Source organism: Streptomyces sp. NPDC047525, from assembly GCF_040643025.1.
Lineage (GTDB): Bacteria > Actinomycetota > Actinomycetes > Streptomycetales > Streptomycetaceae > Streptomyces > Streptomyces durmitorensis.
Window position 1 is genome coordinate 74,031 of sequence record NZ_JBEYTL010000014.1, and the last position, 22,836, is coordinate 96,866.

Below are 22,836 nucleotides of genomic sequence, written 5' to 3' on the forward strand. Positions count from 1 at the left end.
ACCACGCGGGAGTTGAAGCCGTCTAACCGACCGACCACATACTCGGTATGCCCCTTCTTGGGGCTCGTGGGGGAAAAGGGGAGTAAGTGCGAGAGCTAGTCAGACGCAACCTGGGCAAGGTGATGGCGGGCGCGGCAGTCGCGGTGGCCGCCACCGCGGTGCTTGTGGGCGTCACACTGCCGGGGGCGGGCGAGTCGGGGGGCCGCCAGGCCAACGCGGCGGACGCGAAGCAGAACGCGATCGCGAAGGACGGCGTCGTCGAGGCGGCGCCCGAAGAGGGTGACAAGGGCATAGGCAGCGACCCGCTGACCGACGCCGAGATCGAGCGCGCCGAGAAGGCATCGGTGTCGGGCGCCATGCGCTCCAGCGCCAGGGACGTCGAGGGCGACCGCGGCCCGCAGCTCCTTTCGACGAACCTCAGCGAGCCGGACCCCAGTGACGCGGGTGCCGCGGGCGCCGCGGCTCCGCGCCGTGCCGAAGTCGTCTACTACGACTACAAGAAGGACGCGGTCATCACCAAGACGGTCAACGTGGAGACCGGCAAGGTGGAGGACTCGAACACCACGCAGAACGTCCAGCCGCCGCCCAGCCAGGAAGAGCTCGCCGAGGGCGCCCAGCTGCTGATCGCGGACCCGCTCGGCAAGGGCCTGAAGCAGGACTTCAAGCACGCCACGGGCAAGGCGCTGACCGGCCCGGGACAGCTGCAGCTGAGCGGCATGGTCTTCCGCAAGGAGACCGTCGAGCGCGTCCCGTCCGACCTGACCGAGTGCGGAAAGCACCGGTGCCTCCAGGTCGTCACCAAGGTCAAGAACGGCCCGTGGATCGACACCCGGTCCCTCGTCGTCGACCTGAGCACCCGCTCCGTGGGCCGCCTCGGCTGATTTCGGCCGCTCGCGCACGACACCACACTTCTGCTTCTCCTCGTACGAGGGAGTTCACACCGCAATGCACGTCAACAGACTTTCGCGCGCCCGCACCAGGGTCACCAGGGCCCTCGCGGTCTCCGCGCTGATCGGCGGCGTCGTCACCGTCGCCTCGCCCGCATCGGCCGCCCCCCAGGCGCCGAGCGCCCCCGCGGCGCCGGCCGCCGACTGCAGTGACGCCTACAAGATCGAGCAGACCGTCGACGGCGGCACGACCTGGCGCATGTGCTGGCACTACAACACGCTCTCCGGGCTGATCCTCGACAAGATCAGCTACCAGCCCAAGGGTGAGGCGAAGCCGATACCCGTCCTGACCAGCGCCCGGCTCGCGCAGGTCCACGTCCCCTACGACGACGGCGAGGCCGAGTACGACGACGTCACCGGCACCGACTTCGGCCAGGCCCTGCAGAACCTGAACCCCGGCGAGTGTCCCGGCGGCACCATCAAGACCGTGAAGGTCCCGCAGCGGGGCGACGTGAAGGGGCTGTGCACCACCACGCGCGCGCGTGGGCACGCGTACCGCCTCAACGACGACGAGAGCACCGGCGGCAACGGCAAGGTCTACACCGGCCAGGGCAAGGACCTGCTCGTCTACACCGTGAACAAGGCCTCCTGGTACGAGTACATCACCGAGTGGCGCTTCTCGTCGGACGGCACCATCACCTCCCAGGTCGGCGCGACCGGCAGCCTCTCGCCGTTCGACTACGACGGCGGCGACAGCCGCGGCTGGCCCATCGGCAAGGGCGACCAGGCCAAGGCCGAGAGCCACGCCCACAACGTCTTCTGGCGGCTCAACTTCGGCCTGGACGGCTCCCCGAAGGCCAAGGTCGAGCAGTACGACTCCAAGGTCACCCCGCCCACCGGCCAGGGCAGCCCCAAGACGAAGACCACCCGCACCAAGGTCACCAAGGAACTCGCCGGTGACAGCAAGGACATGCGCTGGTGGCGCGTGGTCAGCGGGGCGGGCAAGAACGCGGACGGCCACCCCCGTTCGTACGAGATCGTGCCGGGGCCCAGCACCAAGCACGCCGGACGCCCCTTCACCAAGCACGACGTGTACTTCACCGAGTACAAGAAGTGCGAGCAGTACGCGAGCAACAACCCGGGGTGCGCCAACGGAGCACCGACGAGCGTCGACAAGTGGGTGAACGGTCAGTCCCTGACGCATCCGGTCACCTGGGTCCACGTCGGCTTCCACCACATCGCCCGTGACGAGGACCAGCAGCCGATGCCGGTCCACTGGCAGGGCTTCTCGCTGGCCGCGCGCGACGTGACCGCTATGAGTCCGCTCACTCCGCAGGACCTCGCCGGCCAGAACGGCCAGCCGCCACTGGGGGGTTGAGAAACCACCCTTGCCATCCGGCTGCACCGCCCGCCGCTCCCGGAGTACCCTTCCTTGATCGTTGAACGGGGGAGTGCTCGGGGGAGCGGAAGGGGTGCGCTGGGTGAGCTCGGGAGGGCGGGAACTGCCCCCTGGTGACGAGGGTCACGAGGGGGGTTCCGCGGACGGCCCGCCCGGAGCGGTGTCCCTGGCGCGGCCGATGGAGATGGGATCTCAGATCGGACCCGAACTGGACTGGGGCGCCGACGCCTGGCGCGAGGTGCGCACGCGCGCGCAGCGCGCCGGGCGGGCCTACATCTGGCTGAATCTCGTGGAGCAGCGGCTGCGCGCGGTCGTGGCCGCTGTTCTGCGACCCATCTACGAACCGGTCCACGCCGACGACTGGGTGGTCGCCGCCGCAGGTCCCGCGGGGCAGGAGTGGGTGCAGCGGGCCGTCGCCGTACGCGAAGTGAGCCGGCGCAAGGGCTACTTGCTCGACCCGGCCGACGACAACGTCCTCAGCTTCCTCACGCTGCCCCAGCTGCGCGAGCTGATGGTGCAGCACTGGCCGTGCTTCGAGCCGTACTTCGACGACCGCAGGGACGTCGAGCTCGCTCTGGACGAGCTGGAAGTGACCCGGAACGTCGTGTCGCGCAACCGCGCCCTGTCCACCGCCGTGCTCGCCCAGGCGGAGCGCGCCTCGGCGAAGCTCCTGGACATACTCGGCACGGGCACCGACACGCCTTCCGTGCGCCGGTTGCCCGTCGACGCCGTCGAGTCCCTGGTCGGCGACCGGTACGCCGACGTGGTGGGCGTCCACTCGGACCGCGTGCGGCTGCTTCGGCAGTTCCCGGCCGAGGACATCTTCGGCGGGGCCCGCCGCCTCGACGCGATCGGGATAGGCCTGAACCTCCTGGTCCAGAACTTCTCCGGACGCCGTCTGGTGCGCCTGGCGGAGTCCGGCTGCCGGGTGCGGCTGCTCTTCCTCAACCCGGCGAGCAGCGCGGTCAAGCGCAGGGAGCGCGAACTGGGCCTGAAGCGGGGCGAGCTGAGCCGCAGCGTCGAGATGAACATCCTGCACATGCGCCGGGTGCGGGCCCGCCTGCGTGATCCGGGCGCCTTCGAGATCCACGTCTTCGACGAGACGCCGCGCTTCACCGCGTATCTGGTCGACGGGGACGGCGCGGACGGCATCGCGGTCGTCCAGTCGTACCTGCGCAGGACGCGCGGGATGGAGGCGCCGGTGCTCGTCCTTCGCGGTGGCCGCCGGGTGGTCAAGGCGGACGAGCCGGACGAGAGCGGACTCTTCGAGACGTACCGGGAGGAGTTCGAGCTGGCCTGGGCGGACTCGCGGCCGGTCTCCTGAGCCGTCCGGGGCGCCCGCCAGGGCGGCAAGCGGAATGCGAGCCTCGGATTGTCAGTGGTGCGTGGGATCGTGGTGGTCAATGGGGGAAAGCACCACAGAGAAGGGGGCGGCCATGGGCTGGCACCGGGAGCTGCTGATCGGGTTCGACCTGGAGACGACCGGGACGGACCCGCGCGAGGCGCGCATCGTCACGGCGGCCGTGATCGAGGTCAGAGCCGGCGAGACGCTGGGCCGCAGGGAGTGGCTCGCCGACCCGGGGGTCGAGATCCCCGCGGAGGCCGTGGCGGTGCACGGCATCTCGAACGAACGGGCCGCAGCGGACGGCAGGCCGGCCGACGAGGTCGCCGACGCGATAGCGGCGGTGCTCGTGTCGTACTGGCAGTCGGGCGTCCCGGTCGTTGCCTACAACGCGACCTTCGACCTGACCCTGCTCTCCGCCGAGTTGCACAGGCACGGCCTGCCGTCCCTGCGCGAGCGTCTGGGCGGCGCGCAACCGGCCCCGGTCATCGACCCGTACACCATCGACCGCTCCGTCGAGCGCTACCGCAAGGGCAAGCGGAACCTCGAAGCGGTCTGCACGGAGTACGGCGTGCTCCTGGAGTCGGCCCACGACGCCACGTCGGACGCCCTGGCCGCGGCCCGCCTGGCCGCGGCCATAGCCGACCGCCACCCCAAGCTGGCCGCGTTCGGCCCGGCCGAGCTGCACCGCCGCCAGATCGACTGGTATGCGGAATGGGCGGCGGACTTCCAGAAGTTCCTGCGGAAGAAGGGCGAGACGGACGCGGTGATCGACGGGACGTGGCCGCTGCGCGAGGAGTTCAGCGCGTCCGGCGTCTGAGGACGGCAGGCCGCGGCTCGGCGACGCTCAGAAGGGGTACCACCGCACGGCCGGATCCCCGTCCCGGAGCGAGGCCACCCGACGGCGGAACTCGGCCAGGGCCTTCGGATTGCTGGGGGCGTGCTGTGCGACCCACGCACAGCTCGCCGTCTCCCGGGCACCCCGGAGCACCGCGCACCCCTCCCACTCCCGCACGTCCCAGCCGTACTCCGCGACGAACCCGTCGTACGCGTCGGCGGGCAGTCCGTAGCGGTCCCGCGAGAGCGCGAGCACCACGAGGTCGTGCTCCCGCAGATCGGCGGAGAAGGTCTCCAGGTCCACCAGGACCGGGCCGTCCGCGCCCACCAGGACATTCCGGGGGAGGGCGTCGCCATGGATGGGTCCGGGGGCAAGGCGGGGAGTGAGCGCCGATGCCGCCGCCTCGAACCCGTCCCTGCGCTCCCGCAGATAGTCCGCGTCCTCGGCGTCGATCGCGTCGCCGGCGAGCCGCAGCCAGCGCTCGACCCCGCCGAGGAGCTCACGCCGGGGCAGCTCGAACCCGGGCGCGGGAAGCGCGTGCACGAGCCGAAGCAGCGGGGCGAGGTCACGCGGCTCGGCAGGGCGCACGGCATCCGGCAGCCGGTGCCACACCGTCACCGGATGCCCGTCCACCAGGCGGGGCTCCTTCTCGGCCGCCCGCACCGAGGGCACGCCCGACTCCTCCAGCCACCGGGCGACCCTCAACTCCCGCCGCGCGCGGTCCAGAAGCTCCGGCGCCGCACGCCCGACCTTGACCACCGACCCACCGCTGCCGAACACGGCGTTCTCGCCCAGCGCGAGCAGCACCGCGTCCCGCTCAAGACCCGCAGCGCCCAGTACGTCCCGTGCCCGCGCCTCGTCCATCCATTGCCTCCCGCACCGCTCGCTGCGTCCGCCACGTTTGCCGGCACAGTCTCCCATTCGCACAGGCCAAGCGGCTGCGGGGCCTGCGCAGCTGCTTGACGTATCAAGATCCCATCAGCACGATGACGGGGGCCGCCTGGGCGGCCAAACCCCGATGAGCCGCCCAAAGGAGCCGATTCCGTGACATTGGCGACCGCAACGAAGCGGTCAGCGAACGGCGCGTCCGCCCGCAGAGGCGCGGACCACGGCGCCTGGTTCCTGGTGCTTCCCGCGCTGATCCCGATCCTGATCCTGAGCGTGGGCCCGCTCCTCTACGGCATCGCGCTCGCGTTCACCGACTCGCAGTCGGGCCGCACCGAACCGACCCAGTGGGTCGGCGCCCTCAACTTCCAGGATCTGCTGCACGACACGCTGTTCTGGGACTCGTTCCGGATCGGCCTGATCTGGGCGTTCGGCGTCACCGTGCCGCAGTTCTTCCTCGCGCTCGGCCTCGCCCTCCTGCTCAACCAGCCGCTGCGGATGCGCTGGCTGGCGCGGGCGCTCGCGATCATCCCCTGGGCGATGCCCGAAGTGGTCGTCGGCATCATGTGGCGGCTCGTCTACCACCCGGACGCGGGCGTGCTCAACGAGACGCTCTCCAACCTCGGCCTCGGGGAGGGCAAGGACTGGCTGACCGGGACGGCCACGGCGCTCTTCGCCGTCATCGTCGTCGGCGTCTGGGCCGGCATGCCGCAGACCACCGTCGCGCTGCTCGCCGGGTTGCAGAACACCCCGCGCGAGCTGCACGAGGCCGCCGCGATGGACGGCGCGGGAGCATGGCGCCGCTTCCGCACCGTCACCTGGCCCGCGATCAAGCCGATCGCCCTCGCCATCACGGCGCTCAACTTCATCTGGAACTTCAATTCCTTCGCCCTGGTCTACGTCCTGACCCAGGGCGGCCCCGGCGGCCGCACCCGCCTGCCCATGCTCTTCGCCTACGAAGAGGCCTTCCGCTACGGCCAGTTCGGCTATGCCGCGGCCATGGGCTGCGTGATGGTCGCGGTGATCTCGGTGATCCTCGCCTTCTACCTCGTCGGCCGCCTGAAGGGAGGCGACGAGTCATGATGCGTACGAAGAAGTCGACGCGCGCCGCGCAGTACACGGCTCTCGCCGCCTATCTCGTCTTCCTCGCCTTCCCGTTCCTCTGGCTGATCTCCACGGCCTTCAAGCCCGCGCGGGAACTGGGCAGCCTGCACCCCACCTGGATCCCCAAGGATCCGACCCTGGAGAACTTCCGGCAGGCCTTCGACGAGCAACCGCTGCTCCAGGCCGCGGGCAACTCCCTGATCGCGGCGCTCAGCGCGTCCCTGATCGCGGTCGTCATCGCGACCCCCATGGCGTACGTCATGGCGCGGCACCGCAATCGCGTCTCGAAGGCAGCGACGGGCTGGGTGGTGATCAGCCAGGCGTTCCCCTTCGTCCTGATCATCATCCCGCTGTTCCTGATCCTGAAGAACCTGCACCTGATCAACTCGCTGCTCGGCCTGATCATGGTCTATGTGGTGTGGTCGCTGCCCTTCGCGCTGTGGATGCTCGTCGGGTACGTCCGTGCCGTGCCCACCGAACTGGAGGAGGCGGCGGCGGTCGACGGCGCGAGCAAGGTGCGTACGTTCGTCTCGGTCGTCGCGCCGCTGCTCGCCCCCGGCATCGTCGCCACGGCGATGTTCGCCTTCATCACCGCATGGAACGAGTTCTTCTTCGCGCTCGTCCTGCTCAAGACCCCGGAGAAGCAGACCTTGCCGGTCATCCTCAACCGCTTCATCGGCTCCGAGGGCGTCGCGGACCTCGGGCCGCTCGCCGCGGCGGCTTTCCTCGCGACCATCCCCTCGCTCGTCATCTTCGCGATCATCCAGAAGCGGATCACGGGCGGCATGCTGGCAGGGGCGGTGAAGGCCTGATGCGCACGGCACCACGCCTCGGCCCACGTCTGGTGACCGCCGCCGCCACCGCCCTCGCGCTGCTGCTCACCGGCTGCAGCGGTGACTCCGGGGGCGACGACGGGAAGATCACCCTTCAGTTCCAGTCCCTTGCCTGGCAGAAGGAGTCCGTCGACGCCAACAAGGCGCTCGTCAAGGAGTGGAACGCCACCCACCCCGACGTCAAGGTCGAGTACGTCCAGGGGAGTTGGGACAGTGTCCACGACCAGCTGCTCACCTCCTTCGAGGGCGGAGAGGCGCCGGACATCATCCACGACGCCTCGGACGACCTCGCCGACTTCGCGTACGGCGGCTATCTCGCGGACATCGGCGACCTGCTCCCCGAGCGGCTCAAGTCCGACATCCCGAAGCGCAGTTGGGAGACGACGACCTTCGGGGGCAAGGTCTACGGAGTGCCGTTCCTCCAGGAGCCGCGCGTCCTGATCGCCAACGCGAAGTGGCTGAAGAAGTCGGGCGTCCGGATTCCCACGCCCCAGAAGCCGTGGAGCTGGGCGGAGTTCCGGTCGGTCAGCAAGGAACTCGGCGACGGCACGGACGGGAAGTACGGGGTGGCCTGGCCGCTCAAGGAGCCGGTGTCCGCGACGCTCAACCTCTCGCTCTCGACCGGCGGAAAGATGTTCCACCGGGGCGCGGACGGCAAGGTCGACGTCCGCTTCGACGCGGCCGACGAGATCATGCCGCGCACGGTCCACGACCAGGTCAACACCGACAAGAGCGCGTCCGGTACGACCCTGGGCATGGGCGGCTCCGACACGCTGCCGGGCTTCTTCGGCGGCAAGTACGCGATGGTCCCGCTCGGCTTCTCCTACCGCCAGCAGATCGTCCAGCAGGCACCCAAGGGCTTCGACTGGCAGGTGCTTCCCGCCCCGGCGGGAGCGGAGGGGCTCGCGCAGGGCGTCAGCCCGCAGACGCTGTCCGTCTCCGAGGACAGCGCGCACAAGAAGGAGGCGGCCGAGTTCATCGACTTCTTCCTCCAGCCGGACAACATGGTGAAACTCGCGCGCGGCGACTGGATGCTGCCTACTGGCGCGGAGGCCCTGAGGGATCCCGCCCTGCGGACGAAGAAGGACGACTGGGCGGCGGGCACGGCGCTCGCGGAGCACCTGCGCCCGGCGCCCGCGCAGTCGGTGCGGGGGTATCCGGAGTGGAAGGACAAGGTGGCGACCCCGGCGCTCCAGGAGTACTACAGCGGGGCGATCGGCCTGGACGAGCTGCGCAAACGGCTCGTGAAAGACGGGAATCTGGTGCTCAAGAGGTACCAGCGGTAGGCCGTCGCCGGGAGTTCAGGGACGGGACGCCTCAGGGACGGGGCGCCTGAGGGACGGGGCCTCAGGGACGGGCCCCGTTCCCCTGCCCCGCCCGCACGAGCCCCGACTCGTACGCGGCGATGACCGCCTGCGCGCGGTCACGGACGCCCAGCTTGGCGAAGACGCCGGTGGCGTGGTTCTTCACGGTCTGGACGCCGATCTCCATCCGCTGTGCGATCTCGATGTTGTCGAGGCCCGCGGCGATCAGGCGGAGCACGTCGACCTCGCGCGGGGTGAGCCCGGCGAGGTCCGCGGCCGGCGGGTGCGATGCGGGAGCCGGGGTCACGAAGGTGGCGAGCAGCCGGGTGAGCAGCCGCGGAGCGACCACGGACTCACCGCGGTGGACGGTGCGCAGCGCGGCCACCAGCTCCTCGGGGGAGACGTCCTTGGGCAGGAACCCCGAGGCTCCCGCCCGCAGGGCACCGACCACGTGCTCGTCCATGTCGAAGGTGCTGAGCGCGAGGACCCGGCACCCGGGCAGTTCGGCGGTCAGCCGCTCGGTCGCCCTGACGCCGTCGAGGACGGGCATGCGGATGTCCATCAGGACCACGTCGGGGCGGAGTTCGAGGGCCGACGCGACGGCCTGCTCGCCGTCGCCCACCTCGCCGACGACCCGGATGGCGGGGTCGGAGCGCAGGATCAGGGACAGGCCCCGGCGCACCAGCGGCTGGTCGTCCGCGATGAGGACGGTGAGGCCGTCGGACTCGGCCCCGGCCCCGATCCCGGGCGTGGGTGTGGGCGCGGGTGTGGGTTCGGGCGGGGGTTCGGCGGAGGATGTCATCGGATCCTGTCCTTCTCGTAGGTGTCGGTGGGCAGCGGCACGCTCGCGACCACCTCGAACCCGCCTTCCGCACGGCCCCCGACGTGGAGGGAACCGTCGTGCAGAGCGATGCGTTCCCGCATCCCCAGCAGACCGTATCCGCCGCCCGCGAAGCTCCCGCCGGGTGCCTTGCCCTCACCGGTGCCGTCGTCGGCCACTTCGACGGTGACCCGGTCCTGGAGGTACGCGAGCCGCACCGTGGCGCGGGCCGCGGGGCCCGCGTGCTTGCGGGCGTTGGTCAGCGCCTCCTGCACGATGCGGTAGAGGGTGAGGCCGACCGTCATCGGCAGCGCCACGGGCCGCCCGGTGACGTGGAGTTCGGCCGGCAGACCCGCGGCGGTCGAATCGGCGACGAGCCGCTCGATGCCGTCCACCCCTGGCTGGGGTTCCGACGGCGTCTCCTCCAGCGTGTCGGTGCTGCGCAGGACCCCGAGGAGCTGACGCATCTCGTGCAGCGCGGTGCGTCCTGACTCCTCCAGGGTCACCAGGGCCTCGCGGGCCGTCTCGGGATCACGGTCCAGGGTCGATCTGGCCCCGCCGGACATCAGGTACATGGTGGTGATGTGGTGGGCCACGATGTCGTGGAGCTCCCGCGCGATGCGGCGCCGTTCCTCGGTCACCGCGCGGTCGGCCAGGAGCGTGCGGTTGATGTCCAGCTGCCGCTTCCACTGCCGCACGGCCAGGCCCACGGCGACGATGAGGCAGGGCGTGAGCAGCACGTCGGTGATGCCCATGCCCAGGAACGGTATGTCGTTGTGCAGATAGCGCACGAGCTGCACGGGCGCGGTCGCCACGACACCCAGCGCCACGGCGCGCGGCCCGCTGTACCTGGCCACGGTGTAGAGCGCGACCGCGACAGCGCCTCCGTAGCTGTTCGACATCGGGGCGCCCGGGTCGACGACGAGACCCAGATTGACGGCAAGCTGCACGACCAGGACCGCGCCGAGCACCGGCACGGGGTGATGGCGCCGGAAGAGCAGCGGGAGCACGGAGGAAGCGACCAGCAGGACACCGAGCACGGTGACCGGCGCCCCCGGGCCCTCATCGCCCGGGGCGAGGTAGGCCAGGACGTCGAGCCCCACCGCGACGACGGCGACCGCCACGTCACCCGGCGTCGGCCGCGCCCTGCCCGTGGGCGGTACGGGAGGGAAGAAGTCGCGGCCCATCCGGGCGCCTCCAAGAAAGCCGGTTCGGCGGGCCCTGTCGTCCCGCCTTTACGCCCCATTACATCCCGGCGCACGGGGCCATGAATGGCCGCAGGGGCGGTTCTTCCACCCAGTACCGGAGTACTGCCCGCGACGAAGTACCGGACCAGGGTCAGGGGTGCGTCCCCTTCCGGCGGCCGACGCTCTCAAGGGGCCCCGCGTGATGACCTGTTGGCATGATCCGCAAGCTGACCTCGTTCTCCACCCGGCATCGATGGCTGACGGTCGTCGTCTGGACCATCCTCGGAGCGGCACTGTCGTTCGTGGGGAAAGCGATGATGTACGACGTCACCGACTCCCAGGCCGGGGACTTCCTGCCCAAGAAATACGACTCGGCCGTCGCGTTGCGCATCGCGGAGGAGGAATTCGGTGCCAAGCCCGACCCCAATGCCCTGACCGTGCTGGTCGCCAGGGACGACGGCGGCAGGCTCACGGCGGGCGACCAACGGCACATCACCGCCACCGCGGCGGACCTGGGCCGGGAGCGGATCGTCGCACCGAAGCCCGAAGAGCTCATGAAGGACCATTCCCAGACCCCGCGCGTCTCGCCGGGTGCCGTGGCCCCGGACAAGAGTTTTAGGCTCCTCACGGTCTCGCTCGACGGAAATCCCAACGACCCGGGTCTTCAGGACGTCTACAAGGAATTCCGTGACGGCGCGAAGCACGAATTCGCCGCCGACGGGCTACGGGTGGGCTTCACCGGCGGACTGGCCTCCACGGTGGACAACACGGACGCCGAGGAATCCACGGGGAAAGTCGTCGGCATGCTGACGATGGGCCTCATCGTCCTTCTGAACGTGCTGGTGTTCCGCAGCCTGGCGGCCGCGTTCGTGCCGCTGATCGCGGTGGCGCTGATCGGCGGTGTCGCGTCGGGAGCGGTGGTCGGCGCGGCGAAGCTCTTCGGCATCGGCCTCGACCCGTCCACTCCCTCGCTGATCGGTGTCGTGCTCCTGGGAATCGGCATCGACTACTTCCTCTTCCTGATGTTCCGCTTCAGGGAGCAGCTGCGGAACCATCCCGAGCAGAACGCCCGGACGGCCGCGGCCGAGACGACCGGGCGTGTGGGCAACGCGATCACGTCCGCCGCCCTGACGATCGTGGCGGCCTTCGCGACCCTCGGCCTCGCGAGCTTCGGACAGTTCCGGGTCCTCGGCCCCGCGATCGCGATCTCCGTACTCGTGATGCTCCTCGCCAGCCTCACGCTGATGCCCGCGCTTCTCGCCCTGCTCGGGCGCGGAATGTTCTGGCCCGCACGTGCCTGGAAGAAGGAGCGCACCGGCGGCGTCAGCGCACGCCTGGGGCAGGCGGTGAGCGCCAGGCCGGTGCGGTACGCCCTGGGCAGCCTGGTGCTCCTGGGCGCCCTCGGCGCGGGCGCGGTCGGCATGAAGATGAGTTACGACCAGCAGGGCCTGCCCGAGACCGCGTCGGTCAGGACGGCGGAGCAGATCGCGCGCAGCCTGCCCGCGGGCGTGTCCGACCCGCACAGCGTGTACGTACGGAGCACGAACGGCTCCGGCATCAAAGAGGGTTCGCTCACCGGGATGACCCGTGCCCTCGGCAAGGCGGAGGGCGTCGGGGAGGTCGGCGAACCCGTGCTCAGCAAGGACCGCACGGCCGCGCGGGTCGATCTCTTCCTGAGCGTCGAGTCCGATACGCAGAAGGCGCGCGACCTGGTCTCGGGACCCGTCAGGGACACGGTGGCGCGGACCGCCCCGGAGGGCACCGAGGCATACGTCACGGGAACGGCCGCGCTCTTCGCCGACATCTCGACGGCCGTGGAGAAGGACCTGCGTCTGGTGTTCCCGGTCGCGGCCCTGCTGATCGCGGTGATCCTCTTCCTGCTGCTGCGCTCCTTGCTGGCACCGGTCGTGCTGCTGATCGCCGTGGGGCTCGGGTTCGTGGCCACCCTCGGCGCGAGCACGCTGGTCTTCCAGCACGGCCTCGACAGGACCGGGGTCTCGTTCACGCTGCCCCTGGTGCTCTTCCTGTTCGTCGTCGCCCTCGGCACCGACTACAACATCCTGATCACCGACCGGATCAGGGAGGAGATGCAGAAGCCGGTCCCGGCAAGGCACGCGGTGGCCGAGGCGGTGCGGCACACCGCACCCGCCGTCGCCACGGCCGGAATCGTGCTCGCCGGTTCCTTCGCCAGCCTGGCCGCGAGCCCCGCGACCCAGGAGATCGGCTTCGCGACCGGCCTCGGGATCATCCTGTCCTCGCTCGTGCTCTCCCTCGTCCTCGTGCCCGCCCTCGCCGCGATCCTCGGCCGCGGGCTGTGGTGGCCACGCAGGTCGGGCCGGACGCCGGGCCGCCCTCACACACCGGACGGGCCGTCAGCCGCTGAGCGGCACCGGCCGTATGAGGGCGACCCCGCGTACTCCGCACACCAGCCGTATGCGGCCGGTCCGGCGTACCCCGAGGACCGGGTGGTGCGGTGACAGAAGGGGCCCCGCGTACGGATCCGTACGCGGGGCCCCTTCTGTCACATGCGTGGCCCCTGCTGTCACTTGGGCCGGAGTGCCGCGGTCACACCGCCACCGACTCCTCCATCTCCTCCTGCTCCTCCTGCTCCTGCCCGGCCTCGGGCGGGAGCGGGACCGCCCGCCGGCGCCGCTCCCAGAGCGCCGCGATGCCGGTGATCACCAGGCCGAGCAGCAGCCACGCGGCCAGCGTCCACACGTGCTGGGCGAGGCCGTGGCCGCCGAAGTACAGGTGGCTGCGGATGCCCTCGACGAATCCGGCGCCGTTCCAGAAGGCGTGCAGCGAGCCGAAGAAGCCGTTCTGGAGCTCCGGCCTGAACAGGCCGCCGGACGACGTGAAGTTGAGCATGACGAAGAGGACCATCATCGTCAGCGTCGTCCAGCGCTTCAGGAACGTGTGCAGTCCGATGCCGATGAAGAGGATGCCGGCCGCGTAGAGCCACGCCATGGCCCACACGCCCCACAGGCCCTGGTGCACCAGCTGGAAGACGGGCCCGGCGAGCGCCGCGCCGATCAGGCTCACGGCGAACGAGACGCCGAGGGCGAGCGCCGCCCGGCCCCGCATCCGCATTCCGGCCCCGGCGGCGCCGAGCGCCGCCACCGACGCGTACGAGCCGATGCTCACCGCGACGAGCAGGAAGAACAGGCCCTGCCCCGTGGGGTCGTCGTCGACGGTCGGCGCCACGTCGCTGACCTTGAGCGGGACGCCCTGCTCCGCCGCGGCCGGCGTGAAGATCTTCTCGACCGCCATGGCGCTCATGTCGGAGCCCGCGGTGGCCACGATCACCTCGGGGGTCTTGGCGTCGGGGACGTAGGCCCCCGATATGTCCATCGACTTGAGCTCGTCGACCGCCTGGGCGCGTGAGCCGACCGTCCGCACGTCGAGGGCATCGCCCGCCTTGTCCTTGACGGTCTGCGCGAGGGCCTGCGTCTGCTCGCCCGAACCGACGACGGCGATCGGCAGGTCGTGGGGCTGCGGGGTGACGAACGCGCCCATGTAGGCGAGGCCCATGCCGAGGCACATCAGCAGCGGCGTCACCAGGTGGAGGAGGACGTGGCGGAGCGGTCCAAGGGCGGGTGCCGGGCCGGCATGTGCCTTGTGGGCGGGCGCCGAGGTGGCGGTCATCGGAAGACCTCTCGCGATAGTTGGCTTATACACTCATTCTCGGTGTTGTACTGTACAACCATTCGTGGAGAGGGAGAAATCGTGGCCGACCGGGACGCGTCCATCGAGATCATTCAGCGGGAGATGACGGCGTTCGCCCGGCGGGCCCGCGCCACCGCCGCGCGAATGCACCCCGAGCTCTCGCTCGTGTCGTACACACTCCTGAGCCACCTCGAGTACCAGGGCGGATGCCGGGCCACCGATCTCGCGGCGCACTACACGCTGGACAAGTCGACGATCAGCAGGCAGGTGGGCGCCTTGGAGAAGGCCGGACTGGTGGAGCGGCGGCTCGATCCGACCGATCACCGGGTGCACGTGCTGCACCTCACCGACCGGGGCATCGAGGTGCTCGCGCAGGTCACCGACGCGCGACGGGTCGCGTTCCAGGAGCGGCTCACGGGGTGGGGCGGGCCGGATCTGGAGAAGTTCGCCGAGTGTCTGTTGCGCTACAACGACGCCGCGTCGCGCAGCGGTCTTGACGTCGAGTAGGTCGAGCGGGTCCGGAGGCGGGGTGGGCCGAGCGGATCCGGGAATGAGGTTGCACGAGACGTATCGTCTCGCTTAAGGTCTGGGCATGACCTCACGCCAGCGTGCCCATATCGCCATGTTCTCCATCGCCGCGCACGGGCACGTCAACCCGAGCCTCGAAGTGATCCGCGAGCTCGTCGCCCGCGGCCACCGCGTCACGTACGCGATCCCGCACCTCTTCGAGGAGAAGGTCGCCGAGACCGGTGCCGAGCCCGTCCTCTTCACGACGACGCTGCCCGGCCCGGACGACGACCCGGAGGCGTGGGGGACCGAACTGATCGACAACATCGAGCCGTTCCTCACCGAGGCGATCGAGACGCTGCCGCAACTGGCGGCGGCGTACGAAGGGGACGAGCCGGACCTCGTCCTGCACGACATCACCTCCTATCCCGCGCGCGTCCTCGCCCGCCGCTGGGGCGTGCCCGAGATCTCGCTCTCGCCGAACCTGGTGGCCTGGGACGGGTACGAGGAAGAGGTCGCGGAGCCGATGTACGCCGGCCTGAAGGAGACCGAGCGCGGCAAGGCCTACTACGCGCGCTTCCACGCCTGGCTTGAGGAGAACGGGATCAGTCAGCACCCCGATCCCTTCGTCGGGCGCCCGCCGCGCTCGCTCGTCCTGATCCCCAAGGCGTTCCAGCCGAACGCCGACCGGGTCGACGAGACGGTGCACACGTTCGTCGGCGCCTGTCAGGGCGACCGGTCGGCGCAGGGCGACTGGGAGCGTCCCGCCGGCGCGGAGAAGGTGCTGCTCGTCTCGCTCGGCTCGTCCTTCACCAAGCAGCCCGGCTTCTACCGCGAGTGCGTCAAGGCGTTCGGGGATCTGCCCGGGTGGCACGTCGTGCTTCAGGTCGGCAAGCATGTCGAGGCGAGCGAACTGGGCGACGTCCCGGGGAATGTGGAAGTCCGTCAGTGGGTGCCGCAGCTCGCGGTCCTCAAGCAGGCCGACGCCTTCATCACGCACGCCGGTGCGGGCGGCAGCCAGGAAGGGCTCGCCACCGCGACGCCGATGGTCGCCGTGCCGCAGGCCGTCGACCAGTTCGGCAACGCGGACATGCTCCAGGGGCTCGGGGTGGCCCGGCACGTACCGATGGAGGAGGCCACCGCCGAGACGCTGCGGGCGGCCGTGCTCGGCCTGGTCGGCGACCCGGAGGTGGCGCGTCGACTCGCCGATGTGCAGGCCGGGATGGCGGGGGAGGGCGGCACGAAGAGGGCGGCCGACCTGATCGAGGAGGAGCTCGCGAAGGCGGCCGGGAGGGCCGGGGCGTAACACTCCGCGAAGCGTTTCTGTTACGAACTGGTCATTTTTGTTACGACCCGGTCATTCGGTAACGCTCAGGTAACGCAGGGTGGTTCTGGCATAGGTATTGACTCGTCCTGAAAGGTTGACCGTTACCCCCCACCAAAGGTTGCACACTCAGGTTCTTGTTCCTTGAACCAAGGTCTTCTTAGCGTGAGGTGAACGTTCCGCGAACGCCAGGAAGTTGACCCCCATGCGACGAGACATACCGCCCCTCGACGAGGTGCGCCGCATCACCCAGAAGAAGCGCGATGCCTGGTGGACCGTGATTCTGGTCGATCCGGTCGCCACGCCGCTCGTGCGGTGGACGGCGATGCGGACCAGAATCACGCCCAACCAGATCACCTGGGGCGCGTTCTTGCTGGGGCTCGTCTCCGCGGCGTTCTTCGCGCTGGGTGACTGGCAGTGGCTGGTCGCCGGTGCCGTCGTCTACCACTTCAGCTTCATCCTCGACTGCATGGACGGCAAGGTCGCCCGCCTCACCGGCACCGGTTCGGTGTTCGGCGCGTGGCTCGACTTCGTCTTCGACCGCATCCGCGTCATGGCGTGCGCGGTGGCCCTGATGGGCGGTCAGTTCCACCGCACCGGGGACGCCTTCTACATCTGGGCCGCGGTCGCCGTGGTCGCCCTCGACACCCTGCGCTACATCAACGGGCTCGAGATCTTCAAGATCCGTCACACCATGCGCAAGCAGATCAAGGTCCGCATGAGGGCGGCCCGCCGGGCCGAGAACGAAGCCGAGCTGGCCTTCATGGAGGACCTGCTCCGGGACAACCCCGAGGCCGACATCGAGCAGGACATGCAGAAGGCGCAGTCGGAGCAGGGCGTTCCGGAAACCCCGGAGGCTCCGGAGCCCGTGTCCAAGCGCCAGGTCATCGACCTGCACCAGGAGTTCCGCCACAAGTTCCCCGCCTACCTGCGGGCGCGGTCCTTCCTGCTGCGGCACCGGATCCGTACGCACCTGGTGAGCGGCATCGAGTTCCAGATGGGCGTCTTCATGATCGGCCCGCTGTTCGACGTGGTGCTGCCGGCGACGATCGTCTCCGGTGCGCTGCTCCTCGTCTTCGAGCTGGCCATCATCTACAAGCTGCTCCTTTCGACGCGGGACTTCACGCGGACGATCGACTCCTTCGAGGAGCGCAAGCTGATCGCGGCAGCGTAGGGGCAGGCCCTGCGGGGCTTTCCCCAGTCCCGCCCCTTCCCGAAACTGGGGCACCGCCCCAGACCCCGGCCCTCAAGCGCCGGACGGGCTGAAAGATTCCCCCGGACCGGCGGGAAATCTCAGCCCGTCCGGCGTTTGAGGACGAACTCGGCGGAGCCGGTGATCGACGGTGCGGAAGGCTGGGCCCGCACCCGATCGCCCTCCCGCGGAGAAGCCGGAGCCACCGCCACGGGCTCGTCGTGGGTCAGATCCGGCAACCGGCCGAGCCACCGCGGCAGGTACCAGTTCCGCTCCCCGAGCAGCGCCATCACCGCCGGGAGCAGCACGCCGCGGATCACCGTCGCGTCGATCAGGACCGCCGCCGCGAGGCCGACGCCCGCCGTGGTCACCACTCCGTGGCTGATCGCATCCCTCGTCGTACGCCCCTGAAGCCGCGCCTCCCGGATCCGCGACACGACGAACACGTGGTAGTCCATCGAGAGGCCGAACAGGATCACGAACAGGAACAGCGGCAGCCACGCGATGATCGCGCCCACTCCCTCGGCGCCCACCAGCGACGCGCCCCAGCCGTGCTGGAAGACCATCACGAGGATTCCGTAGGCCGCTCCCACCGACAGCAGGTTGAGGACGATCGACGTGACCGCGATCGTCAGCGAGCGGAACGACAGCAGCATCAGCACGAACGCGAAGACTCTGATTCCCCATGGCTCGAAGCTAGGGCGGGGCCGGGAATCGCTCGTCGTGCTTGCCGGTGAACCGGGTGGGCGCGCTCTCCTCCTTGCGGACCGGAGGACCTCCTCGTCAAGAAGGAGTCAGGCCGTCACAAGCCCCTTACATCTATGACGACTTGAGGGGATTGGGCCGCGCGGTGTCCGATCTGCCGACGGGGGCCCGTTTTGTTATTACAGAACCTTGTTGAACAAGTCACAGGTGTATGTAGGTATTGATCTGCGCGCGTCAATCAGACATGGTTTCGTCCCAACGCCCGGAGATCTTCCGGATCTCAGGGGTCGTTGCAGTGAAGTTTTGAAAACCCCCACATCCCCCCACATCACCACGAGGAGATCCCTCTTCATGGCAACACACAAGCGTGCACGCTCGGTGAAGCTCGTCTCGGCGATAGCCGCGACCGCCACCGCGGTCGGCGTCACCGTCTTCGCCACCTCGTTCGCCGGTGCGGCAACCCCCGCCGAGGGCAAGGTCTACGGAGCCGACGCCAAGGGTGCCGTCTCCGGCAGCTACATCGTCATGCTCGACGAGAAGGCCGACAAGGGCGCCAAGTCCGACCTCGCCGAGGAGTACGGCGGCGAGCTGAAGCGGAACTACTCGTCCGCGATCAACGGCTTCTCGGCCAAGAGCCTCAGCGAGACCGAGGCCAAGCGCCTGGCCGCCGACCCGGCCGTCGGCAAGGTCGTCCAGTCCAAGAAGTTCAGCATCGACGCCACCCAGGACAACCCGCCGTCGTGGGGCCTGGACCGCGTCGACCAGGCGGACACCGCGGGCGACAAGAAGTACACGTACCCGGACGCGGCCGGTGAGGGCGCCACGGCGTACGTCATCGACACCGGCGTCCGCGTCAGCCACAAGGACTTCGGCGGACGCGCCACGTCCGGCTTCGACGCCGTCGACAACGACGACAACGCGGACGACGGCAACGGCCACGGCACGCACGTCGCCGGCACCATCGCCGGTGAGGCGCACGGCGTCGCCAAGAAGGCGAAGATCGTCGCGGTCCGCGTCCTGGACGACCAGGGCTCCGGCACCACCGAGCAGGTCGTCGCGGGCATCGACTGGGTCACCAAGAACCACGAGGGCCCCTCGGTCGCCAACATGAGCCTCGGCGGCGGTGCCGACGAGGCGCTCGACGCGGCGGTCCAGAAGGCGATCGCCTCCGGCGTCACCTTCGCGGTCGCGGCCGGCAACGAGTCCTCGGACGCCGGTCAGGGCTCTCCGTCCCGCGTGAAGGAGGCCATCACGGTCGCCTCCTCCACCAAGGACGACGAGCAGTCGGACTTCTCCAACTTCGGCTCGGTCGTGGACATCTACGCCCCGGGCTCGGACATCACGTCCGCCTGGAACACGGACGACGACGCCACCAACACCATCTCCGGCACGTCGATGGCGACCCCGCACGTCGTGGGCGCCGCCGCCATCTACGTCGCGGCCCACCCGGACGCCAAGCCGGACGCCGTCGCCAAGGCGCTGACCGACGGTGCGACCCCGGACAAGATCTCGAACCCGAGCGAGGGCACGCCCAACAAGCTGCTCAAGGTCGTCGAGTAACACCTGCCGGGCAACACCCACTGAACCGACGGCCGTCGCGCCCACCCCCACGGGGTGCGACGGCCGTCTTATGGTGTGCGGATGACGGTCAAGGCATACGCGGCGCTTCTTCGCGGCATCAATGTGGGCGGCAACAGAAAAGTGCCGATGGGGGAGTTGCGCCCGCTCCTCTCCGCTCTCGGATTCGGCGACGTACGCACCCATCTGCAGAGCGGCAACGCGGTCTTCACCTGCGAGGCCGCCGACGAGGACGCCCTGGCCGCGCGGATCGGCGAGGCCATCGAGCGGCACTTCGGCTTCGACGTGGACGTCCTGGTGCGCGACGGCGCGTATCTGAAGGCGGTCGCCGACGCCTGCCCCTTCCCCGCGGCCACACTCGAAGGAAAGCAGTTGCACGTCACGTACTTCTCCGAGCCGGTGGACGCCTCCCGGTTCGACGCGCTCGACCGGGCGGCCTTCCTCCCCGAGGAGTTCCGGCTCGGAGACCGCGCCCTCTACCTCTACGCCCCCGACGGCCTCGGCCGCTCCAAACTGGGCGAGGCCCTGTCACGTCCCGCCCTGTTCAAGGGTGTCGTCGCCACCTCCCGCAACTGGAACACGGTCTCCAAGCTGGTCGAGCTGACGCAGGAGCCGAGCCGTGGCTGACCGCACGCCCGCCGTCGAGGCGGCCATCGAGGCCGAACTGCGCCTGCTCGCCCCCGAGGTCCGTGCGTCGCCCGAGCTGCTCGGGGAGCTGCTGCACCCGGAGTTCACCGAATTCGGCACCTCGGGCACCCACTGGGACCGCGCGTCGATCATCAAGGCCCTGACCGAGAGCACGAACAGGACCGGCCGCCCGATCATGACCTCGCGGATGCGGGGCGTCCAGCTCGCCGACGGCGTCGTGCACCTCACCTTCGACACCGAGAGCAACGGCCGTCTCGCGCACCGCAGTTCGCTGTGGAGGCTGTACGAGGGCGAGTGGCTGCTCTGGTTCCACCAGGGGACGCCGTTCAGCGTGGAAGCGCCGCCGGAAGCCTGATCCTCGCGGCGTGATGTGCGAGGCTCGGCCCCATGCGCTACATCATCATCGGAGCAGGGGCGATCGGCGGCACCGTGGGCGGACGCCTCGCCGAGAGCGGACATGACGTGGTCCTCGTCGCGCGGGGTGCGCACTACGAGGCGGTACGGGAGAGCGGGCTGCGGGTCAAGACGCCCGACGGGACGGTGACCCACCGCCTGCCCGTCGTCCAAGCACCCGCCGAACTCGGCGAGTTGAGGGCGGACGACGTGCTGTTCCTCGCCGTGAAGACACAGGACTGCGCGGCCGCTCTCGACGCCTGGAGCGGGCGTCCGGTGGCGGGCGGCGGCACGGCGGGCGAGGTCCTTCCGCTGGTCTGCGCGCAGAACGGCGTGGAGAGCGAGCGCATCGCGCTGCGCCGCTTCCGCAGGGTGTACGGGATGTGCGTCTGGCTGCCCGCGACCCATGTCGAACCAGGCTCGGTCTCCGCGGCGGGTGCCCCTTACACCGGCATCCTGCACCTCGGCCGCTACCCGCGGGGCACGGACGACACCGCCCGTCTCATCTCCGCCGACCTGGAGAAGTCGAGGCTGCTCTCGCCCGTCGTGGCGGACGTGATGCGCTGGAAGTACGGCAAGTTGCTCGCCAACCTGGCCAACTCCATCGAGGCGGTCACGGGCGTGCTCAGCGGCAACGAGGCCATCGCGCTCTACCGGCGGGCGCGGGTCGAGGGCGAGGCGGTGCTCGCCGCCGCCGGCATCGAGGCGGTGAGCGAGCAGGAGCAGAAGGAGGCCCGCGGCGACCGCATCCGCTTCGAGCCCTTCGACGGCGCGGAGCGCGGCGCCGGCTCGTCCTGGCAGAGCCTGAGCCGGGGCACGGGCACCATCGAGGCGGACTACCTCAACGGCGAGATCGCGCTGCTCGGCCGCCTGCACGGAGTGCCGACGCCGGTGAACGACGCCTTGCAGGGCGTGGCGAACGCGTTCGCGCGCGAGCGGCGCGATGCGGGGTCGATGCCGGTGACCGAACTGCTGGGACTCGTGGCGAGGGCGGAGGAACGGGCGGCAGCAGAGGAGAGGGCGGGGGAGCGGTCCTCGTAAGTGGCCCGTCGGCAGGGAGGGTGAATGGCCCACAGACGTGCGCCATTTGCTCACTAGGGTCGAAGACATGACGACGACCCGCATCGACTTCTACTTTGATCCGGCCTGCCCCTTCGCCTGGATCACGTCCCGCTGGATCCTGGAGGTCGAGCGCGCCCGCGACCTCGACCTCCGCTTCCACGTGATGAGCCTTTACCTCCACAACACCGGCAACGAACTGCCCGACTGGTACCGGGAGCTGGTCGACAAGTCGATCCGTCCGGTCCGCGTGGCGGCCGCCGCGGCCGAGCAGCACGGCGACGCTGTGCTCCGGGACCTCTACACGGCCTTCGGCACCCGTATCCACCAGGACAAGAACGAGGACTTCGACCAGGTCATCGCCGAGTCCCTGGCCGAGACCGGCCTGCCCGCCGCCCTCGCGGACGCCGCGGACGACCCGGCGTACGACGACGTGGTGCGCCGCAGCCATGACGCGGGCAAGGACCCCGAGCAGGGTGCCTACGTCGGTACGCCGACGATCCACGTCGACGGCACCGTCTGGTTCGGTCCCGTGCTGCGGGCGATTCCGCGCGGCGAAGAGGCGGTGCGCCTCTTCGACGGCTTCCGGGCGATCGCGGGCTGCCCGGACGTCTTCGAGCTGAAGCGCACCCGCACCGGAGGCCTCGACTTCAGCTGAGCACCGACGTCATGAGGAGCGTGGTGCGGCCGTTGTCCTCCGGGACCGCGCGGCCCTGCGTGAAGCCGAGGCGCTTGAGGATGGTGAGGGACGCGATGTTCTGCGCGTCCACGGTCGCGTGCACCTCGGTCAGGGCCAAGGTCTCATGGCCGTACGTGGTGAGGAGCCGGGCCAGCTCCGTGCCGAGGCCCTTGCCCCAGCTGCCCCGGAAGAGGCCGTAGACGATCTCGTGGCCGTCGAGCCACTTCTCGGGCGACGGCTTGATCTCGGCGTGGCCGACATAGTGCCCCTCGTGCCGCACCGCCCAGACCGGGAACTGGTTCTCGGCGTACACGAGGCCGAATATCCGGCGGAACAGGGCATGGGTCTGCTCCACGCTCTGCATCCCGTCCCCGAACCAGCGGCCCACGGCCTCGTCCTGAAGGAGCGAGACGAACTGCTCCTCGTCGGCGGCGACATAGGGGGTCAGGCTCAGACGTTCGGAACGGAGTACGGGGGTCATCGGCG

21 protein-coding genes and 1 pseudogene are annotated in these 22,836 nt (G+C 69.8%); 16 read left to right on the forward strand and 6 right to left on the reverse strand.

All coding sequences use genetic code 11. From position 1 onward, the window contains the following. Nucleotides 1-86 precede the first annotated feature (86 nt). The 4 genes from ABZ833_RS32815 (at nucleotide 87) to ABZ833_RS32830 (ending at nucleotide 4,448) form a co-directional block, all read left to right on the forward strand. Entirely contained in the window at nucleotides 87-881 is a 795-nt protein-coding gene (locus ABZ833_RS32815; protein WP_361054296.1) for a Tat pathway signal sequence domain protein, read from the forward strand. 64 nt (nucleotides 882-945) lie between these two features. Beyond that, nucleotides 946-2,265, forward strand: a complete 1,320-nt coding sequence (locus ABZ833_RS32820) for a copper amine oxidase (protein ID WP_361054299.1) — start codon at nucleotides 946-948, stop codon at nucleotides 2,263-2,265. Between the two features lie 103 nt (nucleotides 2,266-2,368). Continuing rightward, on the forward strand, nucleotides 2,369-3,610 hold the full coding sequence (locus ABZ833_RS32825; protein WP_361054302.1) for an SAV2148 family HEPN domain-containing protein: 1,242 nt from the start codon (nucleotides 2,369-2,371) through the stop codon (nucleotides 3,608-3,610). Between the two features lie 112 nt (nucleotides 3,611-3,722). Further along, nucleotides 3,723-4,448, forward strand: a complete 726-nt coding sequence (locus ABZ833_RS32830; protein ID WP_361054305.1) for a 3'-5' exonuclease — start codon at nucleotides 3,723-3,725, stop codon at nucleotides 4,446-4,448. Nucleotides 4,449-4,475: 27 nt separating this feature from the next. On the opposite strand, the gene ABZ833_RS32835 is transcribed toward ABZ833_RS32830, so the two are convergent. After that, nucleotides 4,476-5,330, reverse strand: coding sequence for an aminoglycoside phosphotransferase family protein (locus ABZ833_RS32835; protein WP_361054308.1), 855 nt, complete (start codon nucleotides 5,328-5,330; stop codon nucleotides 4,476-4,478). A 180-nt stretch (nucleotides 5,331-5,510) separates the two neighbouring features. Between ABZ833_RS32835 and ABZ833_RS32840 the strand changes: the two genes are divergently transcribed. From ABZ833_RS32840 to ABZ833_RS32850, 3 genes are read left to right on the forward strand one after another with little or no spacing between them, the layout of a single operon-like run. Beyond that, nucleotides 5,511-6,434, forward strand: coding sequence for a sugar ABC transporter permease (locus ABZ833_RS32840; RefSeq protein WP_361054311.1), 924 nt, complete (start codon nucleotides 5,511-5,513; stop codon nucleotides 6,432-6,434). Beyond that, complete coding sequence (locus tag ABZ833_RS32845; RefSeq protein WP_249592782.1) at nucleotides 6,434-7,267, forward strand: carbohydrate ABC transporter permease; 834 nt, start codon at nucleotides 6,434-6,436, stop codon at nucleotides 7,265-7,267. Before ABZ833_RS32840 ends, ABZ833_RS32845 begins: the two co-directional genes overlap by 1 nt. Beyond that, nucleotides 7,267-8,574 carry a sugar ABC transporter substrate-binding protein gene (locus ABZ833_RS32850; RefSeq protein ID WP_361054314.1) on the forward strand — a complete coding sequence of 436 codons (1,308 nt, stop codon included), beginning with the start codon at nucleotides 7,267-7,269 and terminating at the stop codon, nucleotides 8,572-8,574. Before ABZ833_RS32845 ends, ABZ833_RS32850 begins: the two co-directional genes overlap by 1 nt. A 61-nt stretch (nucleotides 8,575-8,635) precedes the next feature. Here ABZ833_RS32850 and ABZ833_RS32855 read toward each other — a convergent pair whose 3' ends face one another. Beyond that, a complete protein-coding gene (locus ABZ833_RS32855) occupies nucleotides 8,636-9,394 on the reverse strand; it encodes a response regulator transcription factor (protein ID WP_361054317.1) in 759 nt (252 codons plus the stop codon). Then, the gene (locus tag ABZ833_RS32860) at nucleotides 9,391-10,599 is read right to left on the reverse strand and encodes a sensor histidine kinase (RefSeq protein ID WP_361054320.1); all 1,209 of its coding nucleotides are present in this window, start codon (nucleotides 10,597-10,599) and stop codon (nucleotides 9,391-9,393) included. Before ABZ833_RS32860 ends, ABZ833_RS32855 begins: the two co-directional genes overlap by 4 nt. Before the next feature lie 215 nt (nucleotides 10,600-10,814). Between ABZ833_RS32860 and ABZ833_RS32865 the strand changes: the two genes are divergently transcribed. Further along, on the forward strand, nucleotides 10,815-13,076 hold the full coding sequence (locus ABZ833_RS32865) for an MMPL family transporter (protein WP_361054323.1): 2,262 nt from the start codon (nucleotides 10,815-10,817) through the stop codon (nucleotides 13,074-13,076). Between the two features lie 88 nt (nucleotides 13,077-13,164). On the opposite strand, the gene ABZ833_RS32870 is transcribed toward ABZ833_RS32865, so the two are convergent. Continuing rightward, nucleotides 13,165-14,244 carry a hypothetical protein gene (locus tag ABZ833_RS32870; protein ID WP_361054326.1) on the reverse strand — a complete coding sequence of 360 codons (1,080 nt, stop codon included), beginning with the start codon at nucleotides 14,242-14,244 and terminating at the stop codon, nucleotides 13,165-13,167. A gap of 81 nt (nucleotides 14,245-14,325) precedes the next feature. On the opposite strand from ABZ833_RS32870, the gene ABZ833_RS32875 reads away from it, so the two are divergent. The 3 genes from ABZ833_RS32875 (at nucleotide 14,326) to ABZ833_RS32885 (ending at nucleotide 17,270) form a co-directional block, all read left to right on the forward strand. Continuing rightward, nucleotides 14,326-14,772: a MarR family transcriptional regulator gene (locus ABZ833_RS32875; protein WP_361054329.1), complete on the forward strand. Its 447-nt coding sequence runs from the start codon at nucleotides 14,326-14,328 to the stop codon at nucleotides 14,770-14,772. Nucleotides 14,773-14,857: 85 nt separating this feature from the next. Further along, the gene (mgt, locus tag ABZ833_RS32880) at nucleotides 14,858-16,078 is read left to right on the forward strand and encodes a macrolide-inactivating glycosyltransferase (protein WP_361054332.1); all 1,221 of its coding nucleotides are present in this window, start codon (nucleotides 14,858-14,860) and stop codon (nucleotides 16,076-16,078) included. A 223-nt stretch (nucleotides 16,079-16,301) separates the two neighbouring features. After that, the gene (locus tag ABZ833_RS32885) at nucleotides 16,302-17,270 is read left to right on the forward strand and encodes a CDP-alcohol phosphatidyltransferase family protein (RefSeq protein WP_249587039.1); all 969 of its coding nucleotides are present in this window, start codon (nucleotides 16,302-16,304) and stop codon (nucleotides 17,268-17,270) included. Nucleotides 17,271-17,389: 119 nt separating this feature from the next. Here ABZ833_RS32885 and ABZ833_RS32890 read toward each other — a convergent pair. Then, nucleotides 17,390-17,962 (reverse strand): annotated as a pseudogene (locus tag ABZ833_RS32890) (MMPL family transporter); the annotation flags it as partial. Between the two features lie 382 nt (nucleotides 17,963-18,344). Here ABZ833_RS32890 and ABZ833_RS32895 point away from each other — a divergent pair. The 5 genes from ABZ833_RS32895 (at nucleotide 18,345) to ABZ833_RS32915 (ending at nucleotide 22,329) form a co-directional block, all read left to right on the forward strand. Continuing rightward, nucleotides 18,345-19,553 carry a S8 family serine peptidase gene (locus ABZ833_RS32895; RefSeq protein ID WP_361054335.1) on the forward strand — a complete coding sequence of 403 codons (1,209 nt, stop codon included), beginning with the start codon at nucleotides 18,345-18,347 and terminating at the stop codon, nucleotides 19,551-19,553. An 81-nt stretch (nucleotides 19,554-19,634) separates the two neighbouring features. After that, on the forward strand, nucleotides 19,635-20,198 hold the full coding sequence (locus tag ABZ833_RS32900) for a DUF1697 domain-containing protein (protein WP_361054338.1): 564 nt from the start codon (nucleotides 19,635-19,637) through the stop codon (nucleotides 20,196-20,198). Then, on the forward strand, nucleotides 20,191-20,574 hold the full coding sequence (locus tag ABZ833_RS32905; RefSeq protein WP_361054341.1) for a DUF4440 domain-containing protein: 384 nt from the start codon (nucleotides 20,191-20,193) through the stop codon (nucleotides 20,572-20,574). Before ABZ833_RS32900 ends, ABZ833_RS32905 begins: the two co-directional genes overlap by 8 nt. Nucleotides 20,575-20,606: 32 nt before the next feature. Then, nucleotides 20,607-21,653 (forward strand): 2-dehydropantoate 2-reductase N-terminal domain-containing protein, encoded by a 1,047-nt coding sequence (locus ABZ833_RS32910; RefSeq protein ID WP_361054344.1) that lies wholly within the window; start codon nucleotides 20,607-20,609, stop codon nucleotides 21,651-21,653. Nucleotides 21,654-21,720: 67 nt separating this feature from the next. Next, nucleotides 21,721-22,329 carry a DsbA family protein gene (locus ABZ833_RS32915; RefSeq protein ID WP_361054347.1) on the forward strand — a complete coding sequence of 203 codons (609 nt, stop codon included), beginning with the start codon at nucleotides 21,721-21,723 and terminating at the stop codon, nucleotides 22,327-22,329. Here ABZ833_RS32915 and ABZ833_RS32920 read toward each other — a convergent pair. Then, nucleotides 22,322-22,831, reverse strand: a complete 510-nt coding sequence (locus ABZ833_RS32920; protein WP_361054350.1) for a GNAT family N-acetyltransferase — start codon at nucleotides 22,829-22,831, stop codon at nucleotides 22,322-22,324. The genes ABZ833_RS32915 and ABZ833_RS32920 overlap by 8 nt on opposite strands. Nucleotides 22,832-22,836 lie beyond the last annotated feature (5 nt).

Bases quoted from the DNA above. Each gene is read 5' to 3' on its own strand.
- ABZ833_RS32920 (WP_361054350.1), bottom strand. From the start codon at position 22,831: ATGACCCCCGTACTCCGTTCCGAACGTCTGAGCCTGACCCCCTATGTC.
- ABZ833_RS32820 (WP_361054299.1), top strand. From the start codon at position 946: ATGCACGTCAACAGACTTTCGCGCGCCCGCACCAGGGTCACCAGGGCC.
- ABZ833_RS32885 (WP_249587039.1), top strand. From the start codon at position 16,302: ATGCGACGAGACATACCGCCCCTCGACGAGGTGCGCCGCATCACCCAG.
- ABZ833_RS32895 (WP_361054335.1), top strand. From the start codon at position 18,345: ATGGCAACACACAAGCGTGCACGCTCGGTGAAGCTCGTCTCGGCGATA.
- ABZ833_RS32830 (WP_361054305.1), top strand. From the start codon at position 3,723: ATGGGCTGGCACCGGGAGCTGCTGATCGGGTTCGACCTGGAGACGACC.
- ABZ833_RS32860 (WP_361054320.1), bottom strand. From the start codon at position 10,599: ATGGGCCGCGACTTCTTCCCTCCCGTACCGCCCACGGGCAGGGCGCGG.
- ABZ833_RS32850 (WP_361054314.1), top strand. From the start codon at position 7,267: ATGCGCACGGCACCACGCCTCGGCCCACGTCTGGTGACCGCCGCCGCC.
- ABZ833_RS32865 (WP_361054323.1), top strand. From the start codon at position 10,815: ATGATCCGCAAGCTGACCTCGTTCTCCACCCGGCATCGATGGCTGACG.
- ABZ833_RS32835 (WP_361054308.1), bottom strand. From the start codon at position 5,330: ATGGACGAGGCGCGGGCACGGGACGTACTGGGCGCTGCGGGTCTTGAG.
- ABZ833_RS32900 (WP_361054338.1), top strand. From the start codon at position 19,635: ATGACGGTCAAGGCATACGCGGCGCTTCTTCGCGGCATCAATGTGGGC.
- ABZ833_RS32855 (WP_361054317.1), bottom strand. From the start codon at position 9,394: ATGACATCCTCCGCCGAACCCCCGCCCGAACCCACACCCGCGCCCACA.
- mgt (WP_361054332.1), top strand. From the start codon at position 14,858: ATGACCTCACGCCAGCGTGCCCATATCGCCATGTTCTCCATCGCCGCG.
- ABZ833_RS32915 (WP_361054347.1), top strand. From the start codon at position 21,721: ATGACGACGACCCGCATCGACTTCTACTTTGATCCGGCCTGCCCCTTC.
- ABZ833_RS32910 (WP_361054344.1), top strand. From the start codon at position 20,607: ATGCGCTACATCATCATCGGAGCAGGGGCGATCGGCGGCACCGTGGGC.
- ABZ833_RS32870 (WP_361054326.1), bottom strand. From the start codon at position 14,244: ATGACCGCCACCTCGGCGCCCGCCCACAAGGCACATGCCGGCCCGGCA.
- ABZ833_RS32845 (WP_249592782.1), top strand. From the start codon at position 6,434: ATGCGTACGAAGAAGTCGACGCGCGCCGCGCAGTACACGGCTCTCGCC.